At 64.7% G+C, this 12,139-nt stretch carries 14 protein-coding genes; 9 read left to right on the top strand and 5 right to left on the bottom strand.

Annotated elements, in window-relative coordinates:
* The first annotated feature begins 94 nt into the window (after window positions 1-94).
* Window positions 95-1,276: an ammonium transporter gene (locus ACN0SE_RS19000; protein WP_417526107.1), complete on the top strand. Its 1,182-nt coding sequence runs from the start codon at window positions 95-97 to the stop codon at window positions 1,274-1,276.
* Window positions 1,277-1,961: 685 nt separating this feature from the next.
* On the opposite strand, the gene ACN0SE_RS19005 is transcribed toward ACN0SE_RS19000, so the two are convergent.
* Window positions 1,962-2,411: a type II toxin-antitoxin system RatA family toxin gene (locus tag ACN0SE_RS19005; RefSeq protein WP_417526108.1), complete on the bottom strand. Its 450-nt coding sequence runs from the start codon at window positions 2,409-2,411 to the stop codon at window positions 1,962-1,964.
* A gap of 73 nt (window positions 2,412-2,484) precedes the next feature.
* Here ACN0SE_RS19005 and hpt point away from each other — a divergent pair, with 73 nt between their 5' ends.
* Both hpt and ACN0SE_RS19015 read left to right on the top strand, forming a co-directional pair.
* On the top strand, window positions 2,485-3,027 hold the full coding sequence (gene hpt, locus ACN0SE_RS19010) for a hypoxanthine phosphoribosyltransferase (protein WP_417526109.1): 543 nt from the start codon (window positions 2,485-2,487) through the stop codon (window positions 3,025-3,027).
* Between the two features lies 1 nt (window position 3,028).
* A complete protein-coding gene (locus ACN0SE_RS19015; RefSeq protein ID WP_417526110.1) occupies window positions 3,029-3,202 on the top strand; it encodes a hypothetical protein in 174 nt (57 codons plus the stop codon).
* Here the strand turns inward: ACN0SE_RS19015 and ACN0SE_RS19020 are convergent, their stop codons facing one another.
* Window positions 3,203-4,060 carry a LysR family transcriptional regulator gene (locus ACN0SE_RS19020; protein ID WP_417526111.1) on the bottom strand — a complete coding sequence of 286 codons (858 nt, stop codon included), beginning with the start codon at window positions 4,058-4,060 and terminating at the stop codon, window positions 3,203-3,205.
* Window positions 4,061-4,156: 96 nt separating this feature from the next.
* Here ACN0SE_RS19020 and ACN0SE_RS19025 point away from each other — a divergent pair, with 96 nt between their 5' ends.
* The 3 genes from ACN0SE_RS19025 to ACN0SE_RS19035 are packed head-to-tail and all read left to right on the top strand — an operon-like array spanning window position 4,157 to window position 6,637.
* A complete protein-coding gene (locus tag ACN0SE_RS19025; RefSeq protein WP_417526112.1) occupies window positions 4,157-4,615 on the top strand; it encodes a c-type cytochrome in 459 nt (152 codons plus the stop codon).
* A 7-nt stretch (window positions 4,616-4,622) separates the two neighbouring features.
* Window positions 4,623-5,537 (top strand): c-type cytochrome, encoded by a 915-nt coding sequence (locus ACN0SE_RS19030; protein ID WP_417526113.1) that lies wholly within the window; start codon window positions 4,623-4,625, stop codon window positions 5,535-5,537.
* A 47-nt stretch (window positions 5,538-5,584) separates the two neighbouring features.
* On the top strand, window positions 5,585-6,637 hold the full coding sequence (locus ACN0SE_RS19035; RefSeq protein ID WP_417526114.1) for an FAD-dependent oxidoreductase: 1,053 nt from the start codon (window positions 5,585-5,587) through the stop codon (window positions 6,635-6,637).
* Window positions 6,638-6,722: 85 nt separating this feature from the next.
* Here ACN0SE_RS19035 and lipA read toward each other — a convergent pair whose 3' ends face one another.
* A complete protein-coding gene (gene lipA, locus ACN0SE_RS19040) occupies window positions 6,723-7,673 on the bottom strand; it encodes a lipoyl synthase (protein WP_417526115.1) in 951 nt (316 codons plus the stop codon).
* Window positions 7,674-7,949: 276 nt separating this feature from the next.
* Here lipA and ACN0SE_RS19045 point away from each other — a divergent pair, with 276 nt between their 5' ends.
* Entirely contained in the window at window positions 7,950-8,501 is a 552-nt protein-coding gene (locus ACN0SE_RS19045; RefSeq protein ID WP_417526116.1) for a peroxiredoxin, read from the top strand.
* A gap of 93 nt (window positions 8,502-8,594) precedes the next feature.
* On the opposite strand, the gene ACN0SE_RS19050 is transcribed toward ACN0SE_RS19045, so the two are convergent.
* Complete coding sequence (locus tag ACN0SE_RS19050; RefSeq protein WP_417526117.1) at window positions 8,595-9,062, bottom strand: Lrp/AsnC family transcriptional regulator; 468 nt, start codon at window positions 9,060-9,062, stop codon at window positions 8,595-8,597.
* 117 nt (window positions 9,063-9,179) lie between these two features.
* On the opposite strand from ACN0SE_RS19050, the gene phhA reads away from it, so the two are divergent.
* Together phhA and ACN0SE_RS19060 are read left to right on the top strand one after the other, a co-directional pair.
* Window positions 9,180-9,977, top strand: coding sequence for a phenylalanine 4-monooxygenase (phhA, locus tag ACN0SE_RS19055; RefSeq protein WP_417526118.1), 798 nt, complete (start codon window positions 9,180-9,182; stop codon window positions 9,975-9,977).
* A 12-nt stretch (window positions 9,978-9,989) separates the two neighbouring features.
* Window positions 9,990-10,319 carry a 4a-hydroxytetrahydrobiopterin dehydratase gene (locus ACN0SE_RS19060; protein WP_417526119.1) on the top strand — a complete coding sequence of 110 codons (330 nt, stop codon included), beginning with the start codon at window positions 9,990-9,992 and terminating at the stop codon, window positions 10,317-10,319.
* 127 nt (window positions 10,320-10,446) lie between these two features.
* Here the strand turns inward: ACN0SE_RS19060 and ACN0SE_RS19065 are convergent, their stop codons facing one another.
* Window positions 10,447-11,994 (bottom strand): hypothetical protein, encoded by a 1,548-nt coding sequence (locus tag ACN0SE_RS19065; RefSeq protein ID WP_417526120.1) that lies wholly within the window; start codon window positions 11,992-11,994, stop codon window positions 10,447-10,449.
* Window positions 11,995-12,139: the final 145 nt, after the last annotated feature.

Consider the following 12,139-nt stretch of genomic DNA (forward strand, 5'->3'; position numbering starts at 1 on the left):
CGCTTTTGTGCGGCCTTGAGCGGCATTGCTGCTTTTTTTTGCAGCAGCAATGCGGTTTTCCCGGGAAACCGCCACTCAAGAAGGAATCCGAGGGATGAACGGAGCCGACACCGCCTGGATCATCGTCGCAACGGCGCTGGTCCTCTTCATGACGCTGCCGGGGCTTGCCCTGTTTTATGGCGGGCTTGTGCGCGCCCGCAACGTGCTCAGCGTCTTCATGCATTGTTACGCCATCGCCTGCCTGATGAGCGTGCTGTGGTTTGTCGCCGGCTATTCGATCGCCTTTGGCGGCGGCACCAGCGGGCTCTGGGGCGGGCTCGACAAGATGATGCTGCTCGGGATGACCGCCGACGACCTCGCAGGCACCCTGCCGGAAGTGCTGTTCTTTGCCTTCCAGATGACCTTTGCCATCATCACCCCGGCGCTGATTGTCGGCGCCTATGTGGAACGGGTCGGCTTCGGCTTTGTCCTGCTGTTCTCGGGCCTCTGGATGCTGCTGTGTTATGCGCCGGTGGTGCATTGGGTCTGGGGCGGCGGCATGCTGGCCGATGGCGGCATCTTCGGCGAGACCGGCGTGCGCGACTTTGCCGGTGGTATCGTGGTCCACGAAACCGCCGGTCTTGCGGCGCTGCTGATCGCGGTCTTTCTCGGGCCGCGGCGCAACAAGACCACGCCGCCGCACAACCCCGGTTTCGTGATGATCGGCGCGGCGATGCTCTGGGTTGGCTGGTTCGGCTTCAACGGCGGCTCGCAGCTGGCGGCTGACGGCGGCGCGGCGATGGCCCTGACGGTGACACATATCTCTGCCGCGACGGCCTCGCTGACCTGGGCGCTGTGGGAGAAGATCAAGTTCGGCAAGGCGTCGCTCGTGGGCATGGTCACCGGCACCATCGCCGGGCTGGCGTCGATCACTCCGGCCTCGGGCTTTGTCGGCCCGGTCGAGGCGCTGATCATCGGCGCGGTGGCGGGTGTGCTCTGCCAGGAGGCGGTGAACCTGATCCGCAACATGCTCAAGATCGACGACACGCTGGATGTCTTTGCGGTGCATGGCGTCGGCGGCATCTTCGGCACGATCATGATCGCGGTCTTCGGCGCCGGCAGCTTTGTCGCGCAGCTGGGGTCGCTGGCAATCGTGGGCGTGTTCACCGTGGTGGTGACCGTGGTGCTGATCTTCGTGGTCAAGGCGATCACGCCGCTCAGGGTCGATGAAGAGACCGAGCACAGCGGGCTCGACATCATGGTGCATGGCGAACGGGCTTATGACCACGCCAGCTGATCATGTTGGTATGCGATGAAAAGGGCCCCTTCGCAGGGCCCTTTTTCGTGTGCGCAAGCCGCGGATCGCCTGCGCGCGCGGTGGCGATACCACCTGAGTTCTGTGGCGCTTTATCTCGGCCCAATCCGGGCGGCCTCCGAGCGACGCGCTCAGGTCAGCAAATCGCCAGCGCGAGGGGGCGCGCAGGCGATGCGCGGCGGCCTGCGGCCTTGATTCCGCGCGGGGGATTGAGCTCAGGACGTCTGCTTGTTAGCCGCGCATTGACTGCGCGCGCAGTGGCGATGCCACCTGAGTTCTGAGGCGCTTTATCCCGGCCAAATCCGCAAGGCTTCCGAGCGACGCGCTCAGGTCAGCCAAATCGCCAGCGCGAGGGGGCGCGCAGGCGATGCGCGGCGGCCTGCGGCCTTGTTCCGCGCTGGGGACAGGGCTCGAGGGTGACCGCTTTGTGTCCGCGCATTGCCTGCGCGCGCGGTGGCGATACCACCTGAGTTCTGTGGCGCTTTATCCCGGCCAAATCCGGACGAAATCCGAGCGGCGCGCTCAGGTCAGCCAAATCGCCAGCGCGTGGGGGCGCGCAGGCGATGCGCGGCGGCCTGCGGCCTTGTTCCGCGCTGGGGACAGGGATCGAGGGTGATCGCCTAGTGGCCGTGCATTGCCTGCAGGCGGCGGCCAGACGACCAGCGTGTCAGCCGTAAAGCTCGGCGGCCCGCGCCTCGAAGGCGCGCACGACGCGGTGCATCGCCTCGTTGAAGACCACGCCGATGATGCCGCGCAAAATGGCGTTCTTGAACTCGAAATCGACGAAGAAGGCCACGTCGCAGCCACCGTCAGCCCGGTCGGCAAAGCTCCAGTTCGACCGCATGTACTTGAACGGCCCGTCCAGGTACTCGGTGTCGATCTTGCGCGCCTCGGGCCAGAGGATCACCCGGCTGCCGAACTGCTCGCGGAACACCTTGAACGAGATCACCAGGTCCGCCTCCATCAGCACCGAGCCGTCCGGCTGCGGCGTCTCGCGGCGGATGCGCGCGGCGGCGGTCCAGGGCAGAAACTCGGGGTAGCTGCGCACATCCGCCACCAGATCGTACATCTGCTGAGCGGTATACGGGAGATGGCGGGTTTCGGAATGGGTTGGCATCGGGCCCCGGATTTGTCATGACGGTTCGGGGGCCCATGTCGCCCGTACAACACCGGAATTCAAGGGGTGGCCCATGTCTCAGCGTCCATATGTCATCGATCAGATGATCTCGGCCAAGGCCATCGCGGCGCGGATCGAAGAGCTTTCCGAAGAGATCCGCAGCGAATTTGCCGACACCGGCAAGCTGGTGGTGGTGGGTCTCCTGCGCGGCTCTTTCGTCTTCATCGCCGATCTGGTGCGCGAGCTCGACCTGCCGGTCGAGGTCGATTTCATCGAGGCCTCGTCTTACGGCGACGCCATGGAATCGAGCCGAGAAGTGCGCATTCTCAAGGACTTGCGCGGCGCCATCGAAGGCCGTGACGTGCTGGTGGTCGAAGATATCGTCGACACCGGCCACACCCTCAGCCACGTGGTGGCGCTGCTGAATTCCCGCCACCCGGCGCGGCTGCGCTCGATCGCCCTGCTCGACAAACCGACCCGGCGCGAGGTGGATTTCCGCGCCGACTGGATCGGCTTCGAGATCCCCGATGAATTTGTCGTGGGCTATGGCATCGACTTTGCCCAACGCAACCGCAACCTGCCCTTCATCGGCAAGGTGCGGTTCACCGGGGACTGAAATGCACTGGTTTCTGCGCATGGCCCGCTGGGCCCGCAACCCGCCCTCGGCAAGACAGGTGAAGCTGGTGCTGGCGGTGATCGCCGCCTGCATCGCGCTCTGGGCGGTCGAGCGCTACGTCGGCTGGCCGGAGGCACTGACCGCCGAGCGGTTGCGCTGGGGCGGGCCGCGCTGATCAGGGCCCGGCGAGCGCGCAGGCCTCGGCCGACACCACCTCTGTCACCACCGACATGAAGCGCGCCATGCGGGGCGATCCGGCCAGATCGCGATGGCAGAGCACCCAGACCGGGATGCGCATCGGCGGCAGGCCCCGCTCCACCGGCTGCAGATCGGACCGGCCTCTGGCCAGCAGGTGCGGCAGGATCGCGATCCCCTGCCCCGCCGCCGCCATTTCGCGCAGCGCCAGAAAGCTGTCGCCACAGGCGGCGATGGCGTCACGCTCGACGGTCTCGGCCAGCCACTGCGCCGGCGCGGCCCGCGCCAGCGCGCCCGCAAGGCCCAGCCAGCGGGTCTCTTCGGGGTCGCTGGCATAAGCGCCAAAGCCCAGCTCGGCCGCCACCTCGCCCGCCATGTCGGGCGGCAGGGCCCGTGCCGGGCGCACCGCCACGTCGGCCTGCAGCCGGCCCATGTCGAGATGGGCGTTGCTCGACATCAGACAGATGCGATGCGGCGCCATGACCTCGGAGATCCGCCCCATGCCGGCAGCCAGAACCGTGGTGCAGAAGGTATCCGTCGAGGTCAGGCGCAGCACATCGCCCGCCACCTCGCCACCGGCGCGCAGCAGATGGCTGACCCGGCCCAGCGCCAGTGCCGCTTCGCGCGCTGCCTCGATCACGTCTGCGCGATCAACCCGCAGCCGATACCCCTGTTGCGAGCGCTCGAAGACCTCGGCGCCATGCGCCGCCTCGAAGGCCGAGATTCGCCGCAGAACCGTTGCGTGGTTGACCCCCAGCACCCGTGCGGCGCCGCTGACCGAGCCGGTCTCGGCCACCGAAAGCACGAATTTGAGGTCGTCCCAATTGTCGCTCTGCATGAATGCGCACCTGTTTCGCAGGGTTACGGAATATGTTTGTGATCCGGGCCGTGCATACTAAGCTCTGCTTTAGGCACCAACTCCGGGAAGGTACTGATGAAAAAGATTGTAACTGTTCTGGCCGCCGCCGCAATTCTGTCCGGCGGAACCGCAATTGCGCAAGATTACAAGAACCAGATCAAGGCCCGTCAGGGTACGATGTGGGTGATCGCGCTCAACCTTGGCACCCTGGGCGCCATGGCCAAGGGTGAAGCCGAATATGATGCCGAAGCCGCGACCGCCGCGGCGGAATCGATTCACGGCGCCTCGATGATTCATCTCTCGACGCTCTTTCCTGAAGGCTCCGATGCCGGCATGAACGACGCCTCGCGCGCCAAAGAGGAAATCTGGGCCAATTTCGCCGATTTCGAAGCGAAATGGGGCCAGCTGGGCGCCGCCGCCGAGAAGGCCGCCGCCGAGGCCGGCAACGGCAAGGATGCGCTGGGCCCGCTGATGGGCGGTCTGGGCGGCAGCTGCAAGGCCTGCCACGACGATTACCGCGTCTCGCCGAGCTGATCCGCATATGGCGAAAGCGTTGAAAGTGTTGATCCCGGCGGCCCTCGTGGCCGCCGGTGTCGCATGGTTCGTCACCGCGCCGCAGACGCTGGCCGAGGATGAATTCAGCAGTGCCGATGGCGCCGATCCCGAGCGCGGCGAAATGGTTTTCAATGCCGCCGGCTGCGCCTCGTGTCACGCGGCGCCGGGCGCCAAGGGCGACGACAAGCTGGTCTTGGCCGGGGGACAGAGTTTTCCCTCGCCGTTCGGCGCCTTTACCGCGCCCAACATCTCGCCCGACCCCGAGCATGGCATCGGCGGTTGGGGCATTCAGGACCTGGCCAATGCGCTCCTGCACGGCGTCTCGCCGGAGGGGCAGCACTATTACCCGGCCTTTCCCTATACCTCTTATACCAACATGGGCGACCGCGACATCGTCGACCTCTATGCCTATCTTCAGACCCTGCCGCCAAGCGCCGAAGCCTCGAAGCCGCATGAGGTGGGCTTTCCCTTCAACATCCGTCGCAGCCTGGGCGGCTGGAAGTTCCTGTTCTTCAAGGATGACTGGGTGATGAACGGCAATGATCTGGGGGCCGATCTGACCCGCGGCCGCTATCTGGTCGAGGCGCTGGGCCATTGCGGCGAATGCCATACGCCGCGCAATGCGCTTGGCGGGCTGGACCGCAGCCGCTGGATGGCCGGCGCGCCCGATCCGTCCGGCAAGGGCACGATCCCGGCGCTGACCCCTGACAAGCTGACCTGGTCCGAGACGGACATCGCCTATTACCTCGAGACCGGCTTTACGCCCGAGTTCGACAGCGTCGGCGGCCACATGGTGGCGGTGGTCGAGAACATGGCGAAACTGAGCGGTGAGGACCGTGCCGCAATTGCCGCATATGTCAAAGCATTGCCGGTGCCGGAGGCTGCGGGCACAGGGTACTGACGCAGAATCGGTGTAGGCTTTCTCCAGACCATATCTGGGGGGATATGATGCATGTTGTGATTGCCGGGGCCGGGCCAACCGGGCTGACGGCCGCTGTCGAGCTGGCCCGTCTTGGCGCGCGTGTCACGACGCTGGAAAAGCGCCCCGGTCCCTCCTACCTGTCCCGCGCCGTCGGCCTGCAGCCCCGCTCGCTCGAGATCCTGCGGCCCTCTGGCGTCGCCGATGCCATCCTGCGCGAAGCGGTGGCGTTTTCCGGTATCACCTTCCACCTGCGCGCCGAAGAGGTCGCCCGCCTGCCGCTGGGCTTTGACGCCGCCAGCCGGCTGTGGGGGCTGGCGCAGGACCGCACCGAGGCGCATCTGGAAACCGCGCTCACCCATTACGGTGAGATCGTCAGATACGGCGTTGAATTTACAGGATTTACCCAGACCCGGGACGGCGTGACCGTCGACACCACTGATGGCCAGCTCGAAGCGGATTACCTGATCGGCGCCGATGGCGTGCACAGCGCGGTGCGCGCCGCCATGGGGCTGGATTTTCGCGGTCGCGACCTGCCCGGCCTCTGGTCGATCGCCGATGTCGAGGCCGAGGGCTGGCGCGATCCGACGCGCTTTCAGGGCTTCCTGCTTGATCAGGGCGACGTGCTGGTGGTGGTGCCGCTGGAGGAAAACCGCTTTCGGGTGATCTCGTCGCGAGAGGATGCGCTGGCGGCCCTGCCGGTGCCGATGGACATCCGGCGGGTGCGCCGGCGCGGCAACTTCACCGTCTCGGTCCGGCAGGTAAAGCGCTATCAGGAGGGCCGCGTGTTCCTGGCCGGGGATGCGGCGCATTGCCATTCGCCGGTGGGCGGACGCGGCATGAACCTCGGGATTGCCGATGCCGCCGATCTGGCGCAGCGGATCATCGACGGCACCACCGACGGCTATACCGAGACCCGTCACCCCGAGGGCGCGCGGGTGCTGCGCCTGTCGGAACGCGGCCGGAAGATGCTCAACACCACCAGCGCCCTCAGGCGCGGTGCGGCGATCCGGATGATGAAACTGGGCAGCGCGGTGCCGCCGGTCGGCCGGGCGATGGTGCGGCGATTGGTGTCGGGGTAGCGCGATTGGCGGGGGTGGTGGGTTGGAAACCCACCCTACGGCGGACGGTGAGTTGCAGGCCCACCGCTCCCCGTAACCCTGAACCTTACCCCTTGGCGAGCTTGGCGTCGCGATTGGCCTTGAGCCGGGCGAAATCGTCGCCGGCGTGGTAGGACGAGCGGGTCAGCGGCGTGGCCGAGACCATCAGGAACCCCTTGCCATAGGCCGCCTTTTCGTAGGAGGCAAACTCGTCGGGGTGCACGAAGCGTTCCACCGCGTGGTGCTTGGGCGTCGGCTGCAGATATTGCCCGATGGTCAGGAAATCCACGTCGGCGGCGCGCATGTCGTCCATCACCTGGGTGACAGACTGGCGATCCTCGCCGAGGCCGACCATGATGCCCGACTTGGTGAAGATCGAGGGATCAAGCTCCTTGACCCGCTGCAGCAGCCGCAGCGAGTGGAAGTAGCGCGCGCCGGGGCGCACCTCGGGGTAAAGGCCGGGCACGGTCTCGAGGTTGTGGTTGAAGACGTCGGGTTTGGCCGCGACCACGACTTCCAGCACCTCGGGGGCACATTTCAGGAAATCCGGTGTCAGGATCTCGATCGTGGTCTTGGGCGAGCGGTGCCGCACGGCGCGGATGGTCTGGGCGAAATGCTCGGCCCCGCCGTCGTCGAGGTCATCGCGGTCGACCGAGGTGATCACCACGTGGTTGAGGCCGAGCTTGTCGACCGCATGGGCCACCCGGCCGGGCTCGAAGGCGTCAAGCGCGTCGGGGCGGCCGGTGGCAATATTGCAGAAGGTGCAGCCGCGGGTGCAGATGTCGCCCATGATCATCATGGTGGCATGGCCCTGCGACCAGCATTCGCCGGCATTGGGGCAGCCGGCCTCTTCGCAGACCGTCACGAGCTTGTTCTCGCGCATGATCCTGCGGGTCTCGTTATAGCCTTCGCCGCCGGGGGCCTTGACCCGGATCCAGCTTGGCTTCTTCGGCTGCGCATTGTCCGGACGATGGGCTTTTTCCGGATGGCGCTGCTCAGGGATCTTGAGGTCTCGCACGTAATTTTCCCCGCGACTCTGGCTTGTGGGCTCGCCTATAGCATAAGTCCTTGCAGTGAGCCATGCGAGTCCGACAATGCTGTCATGTTGTCGCTCATCCCCCGGTTTACAAGTCCCGCTCACTGCAAGGCGGATCCCCTGAAATCGCTCTTGGATTCTGCAGCTGCGAAGGGTTTACTTTGCGCACGCAGCATTACATATGCCGCGGGCCGGCCCGCCCGGCGACAGACCTTCAAGGCCGCCCTGACCGGCGCGAGACGATTGACGGAGAGCAAGATGAAAACCGGATACAGACTTCCCGACGTGACCTTCCACACCCGCGTGCGCGACGAGAGCGTCGAAGGGCCCAACCCCTTCCGCTGGGAAGACAAGACCACCGCCGATTACTTTGCCGGCAAGCGGGTGATCCTGTTCTCCCTGCCCGGTGCCTTCACCCCGACCTGCTCGACCTACCAGCTGCCCGGCTTCGAGAAGAACGCCGAGACCTTTGCCGCTCATGGCATCGACGCGATCTACTGCATGTCGGTCAACGACGCCTTCGTGATGAACAAATGGGCCGCTGATCAGGGTCTCGAGACCGTGCAGGTCATCCCCGACGGGTCGGGCGAGTTCACCCGCAAGGTGGGCATGCTGGTGGCCAAGGACAACCTGGGCTTCGGCATGCGCTCCTGGCGTTATGCGGCTGTGGTCAAGGACGGTGTCGTCGAGGCGTGGTTCGAAGAGCCGGGTCTGGCGGACAACCATGGTGAGGATCCCTATGGCGTGTCGTCGCCGGAGACGCTGCTGGAATATCTCGCCGAAGAGGCCAAGGGCGTCGCGGCGGAATAAACCGCGGGACATTCGGGGGCTCTGCCCCCGGACCCCCGGCGGTATTTGGAAAGAGAAGAAGGACTGGGGGGTGCCTCGGTCCTTTTTTCGTTTCTAGAGGATGGGCCAGGGGCTGGTGGGCTTGGTGCGGCGCAGGACGAAGTTGGTGTGGCTGGCGCGGACGAGGCCGGAGGCGAGAATGCCGCGCATCAGGAAATGTTCGAGGTCTTCGGGGTCTCTGGCGGCGATCTTCAGGATGTAGTCGCTTTCGCCGGTAACGCTGGCGCATTCGGTGATCCGGTCCTCGGTCTGCACCAGGCGGTTGAAGGCGGCGATGGTGTCTTCGCGGTGGTCCATCAGGGTGACAAAGACATAGGCCAGGGCGTGAAGGCCCAAGAGCTTGGGGTTGAGCCGCGCGGTATAGCCGGTGATCAGCCCGGCCTCCTCCATCCGCTTGATCCGGCGCCAGCAGGGCGAGGTGGACAGCGCGACCCGGGTGGCGATCTCCTGGATCGAGGCCTTGCCGTCGGTCTGCAGGATGTGGAGGATTCGGCGGTCGGTGTCGTCGAGCGTGAGGGTCATCTTGCCGTCTTTCGGTGCGCTATGGGCAAATCCTGCCTCGATTTTCGCATCAGGCAGCAAGATCGGCAAGAATTTCCTCTCGTCTTGGTGGAAAGTCACGGCAAGGAGGAACCACCCATGCCGAAATCCACCAGCTATTCCGCCAAGATCCCCGACGACCGGGGTTTCATCGCCTATGACGCCGAGGAAGACGCCGTCTGGCGTGACCTCTATGCGCAGCAATTGCCCAATGTTCAGGCCCATTCGGCGCGCGCCTATCTCGACGGGCTGGCGCGGGTGAACCTGCCGCAGGACCGGGTGCCGCAATGCCCGGAGGTCTCGGAGACCCTGCAGGCGCTGACCGGCTGGAGCGTCGAGCCGGTGCCGGCGCTGATCCCCTTTGGCCGCTTCTTCTCGATGCTGGCCGAGCGGACCTTTCCGGCGGCATCCTTCATCCGCCGGCGCGAGCATTTCGACTATATCGAGGAGCCTGACATCTTTCACGAGATGTTCGGGCATACGCCGCTGCTGACCGATCCGCGCTTTGCCGGCTTCAGCCAGGCGATCGGTCAGGCCGGGCTGAAGGCCGGGCCGAAGGACTATTCCTGGCTGATCCGGCTTTACTGGTTCTCGATCGAGTTCGGCCTGGTGGTCGAGGACGGCGGTTACAAGGCGCTGGGCTCTGGCCTCGCCTCGTCGGTGACCGAACTGCCCTGGAGCGTGCAGGCGCGCGGGCCGGAGCGGCGGCCGTTCGACATCATCGACATCCTGCGCACACCCTACCGGATCGACATTCACCAGCCGATCTACTTCGTGATCGAGGATCTCGACGACCTGTTTGCCGCGGCCGAACGGGACCTGCTGGCCGATGTGCACCAGGCACAGGCGCTGGGACTGCATGCCCCGGCCTATCCGCCGAAAGACAACGCTGCCTGAGGAGGGCCTGAAATGACGACCTGCAATATCGGTGGCGGATGTTCCGCCGACACGCCCGTGCTGGACCGGGATGCCGCCAGGGCGCAGATGGCCGGGCTTTCGGGCGACTGGCAGCTGTCGGAGGATGGCACCACGATCACCCGGCGGATCACGGTGAAGGGCTTTGCCAAGGCGGTCTACCTCGCCAACCTCGCGGCCTGGATGGCCGACCGGCATGGGCATCACCCCGACGTGGCCTTTGGCTGGGGCTATTGTTCGGTCAGCTACACCACGCATGAAGCCGGCGGGCTGACCGAGATCGATATTGCCTGCGCCAGGGAGTTCGACGCGCTGGTAGCTTGAGGCCGCGGCGCGAAAGTAACCGCCTTATCCCAGATCGCCTGTTGTTTCCGGCGATCCTTAAGCAAACTGACACGGGCTTGTGACATTTGGCGGCTAAGGCAAGCGTGCCAGCATCCTTTCCCATCAGTTACAGAGACCAGATCGACACATCGCCGTCGTCGAACCTGAAATATTCTACGTCTATTAACCGGTCGGTGCCGTCCGCACCCACCACGGTCACGGTGTCGCCGGAACGGGTCAGGGTATAGGCGCCGGAGTTGCCGTTGAAGAGCGAGAAGTCCGACCCAGCTCCTCCATCGATTAGGTCATTGCCAAGCCCACCTTTGAGATAGTCGGTCCCGGCGTAGCCAAAGATGAAATCGTCTCCTTCCAAACCGAAGAGCTGGTTGCGCCCGGACGACCCGCGCAACTCGTCGTCAAAGCGCGAGCCTACCAGGTTCTCGATCTCGAAATAAAGGTCCCGCGCTGCGACGCCTCGCGAGCCGTAGCCCGTCTCCTGGCCGTTGACTTGCGCACCGTTGGAGAGGTTGGCGGCGACGCCGGCTGCGGCGTTAAAATATGTCACCGTATCAATGCCGTCGCCACCAAAATAGCGCTCGCGTCCACCGGCGGAGGAGACGAACCAATCATAGCCTCCGAGACCGCGGAAATCGTTCTGCCCGGTGTCGCCGTAAAACACGTCTTGACGCGCCGACCCAGTGATCCGCTCGATCGATGTGAGATCAAGCGCTGCTGCGAGGCCGGTGTTGTTAGCGGGATTGGCCAAATCGACCACAAGCCCGCTGGCTTGGGCGCCACTGGGCGGCAAACCGTTCGAACTGAAGATTTCGGCCACGACATTGTCAGCACTTGACTGGTAGTCAAGGAAAGACAGCATGTCCTGACCGGTGCCGCCGTCGATCGTGTCGTTGCCCGGGGTCGCGATGATCCAGTCATAATCGCCGAGGCCGCGGATCTCGTCGTCACCGTCCGAGCCGCGAATGCGATCAGCAAAGATCGTGGCGGTCAGGCGCTCGATATTGCCGAATTCAATGTTTTCGCCGCCGTCATGGTTGACAGCAGTCCCCGCCCGCATGTCGATATCAAGTCGATATTGCACATTGGTCCGGCCCGGTGTGTCCGGCAAGTTTACGAAGGACAGCATGTCGCGGCCGTCACCGCCGTCAATTGTGTCAGAGCCGCCGCCAGGGGTGATCCAGTCACCGCCCCCCAGCGCGTCGACGTAATCGGTGTCGGGCGTGCCGTAAATGACCTCGGCATTTGCCGTGCCGGTGATCAGGTTATAGCCCAGTTCGACCGCCCTGTTCTGGGCGCTGGTGACCATTTCTACCGTGCCGCCGCCATCGGTATAATTGACCCGAGCGGTGATGCGGGCGCCCAGGTCGTCCGGTGTCAGCAGGAATTCCGGGTCACGGGCTCCGGTGATGGGCGTGCCATCGCGCATCCAAATGTAGGTATAAAGGCCGAGGCCGTCGATGTCCTGCACTGAGCTGGCCACCGCATGCAGAACCGATCCGACGGTAAACTCGCCGCTGATAATGACTGCACCGGTAGGTGCATCGTTGACATTCGCCACTGGGGCACTCCTGTCGCTGCGCAGCGTTTCGAGCGTTCCTTGTCCGTCGGTGTATTGCACAATCACGTCGATCCTGCGTCCGACATCGGCCTGTTCCATCCGATATTGGGCTGCGCTTGCGTCCTGAATGTCGACTCCGTTGCGTCGCCACTGATAACTGAAGGTCCCTAGGCTCAGGATGCATTGATTTCTATGGCGCAGCGTGATTCACGGTTCCGAAAAGGAGCGGTGACATGAGCGATCT

Origin of the sequence: Marinovum sp., from assembly GCF_048263515.1 — a bacterium.
In the GTDB taxonomy this organism is placed as follows: Bacteria; Pseudomonadota; Alphaproteobacteria; order Rhodobacterales; family Rhodobacteraceae; genus Marinovum.

Bases quoted from the DNA above. Each gene is read 5' to 3' on its own strand.
- ACN0SE_RS19000 (WP_417526107.1), top strand. From the start codon at position 95: ATGAACGGAGCCGACACCGCCTGGATCATCGTCGCAACGGCGCTGGTC.
- ACN0SE_RS19005 (WP_417526108.1), bottom strand. From the start codon at position 2,411: ATGCCAACCCATTCCGAAACCCGCCATCTCCCGTATACCGCTCAGCAG.
- hpt (WP_417526109.1), top strand. From the start codon at position 2,485: ATGTCTCAGCGTCCATATGTCATCGATCAGATGATCTCGGCCAAGGCC.
- ACN0SE_RS19015 (WP_417526110.1), top strand. From the start codon at position 3,029: ATGCACTGGTTTCTGCGCATGGCCCGCTGGGCCCGCAACCCGCCCTCG.
- ACN0SE_RS19020 (WP_417526111.1), bottom strand. From the start codon at position 4,060: ATGCAGAGCGACAATTGGGACGACCTCAAATTCGTGCTTTCGGTGGCC.
- ACN0SE_RS19025 (WP_417526112.1), top strand. From the start codon at position 4,157: ATGAAAAAGATTGTAACTGTTCTGGCCGCCGCCGCAATTCTGTCCGGC.
- ACN0SE_RS19030 (WP_417526113.1), top strand. From the start codon at position 4,623: ATGGCGAAAGCGTTGAAAGTGTTGATCCCGGCGGCCCTCGTGGCCGCC.
- ACN0SE_RS19035 (WP_417526114.1), top strand. From the start codon at position 5,585: ATGCATGTTGTGATTGCCGGGGCCGGGCCAACCGGGCTGACGGCCGCT.
- ACN0SE_RS19045 (WP_417526116.1), top strand. From the start codon at position 7,950: ATGAAAACCGGATACAGACTTCCCGACGTGACCTTCCACACCCGCGTG.
- ACN0SE_RS19050 (WP_417526117.1), bottom strand. From the start codon at position 9,062: ATGACCCTCACGCTCGACGACACCGACCGCCGAATCCTCCACATCCTG.
- phhA (WP_417526118.1), top strand. From the start codon at position 9,180: ATGCCGAAATCCACCAGCTATTCCGCCAAGATCCCCGACGACCGGGGT.
- ACN0SE_RS19060 (WP_417526119.1), top strand. From the start codon at position 9,990: ATGACGACCTGCAATATCGGTGGCGGATGTTCCGCCGACACGCCCGTG.
- ACN0SE_RS19065 (WP_417526120.1), bottom strand. From the start codon at position 11,994: ATGGAACAGGCCGATGTCGGACGCAGGATCGACGTGATTGTGCAATAC.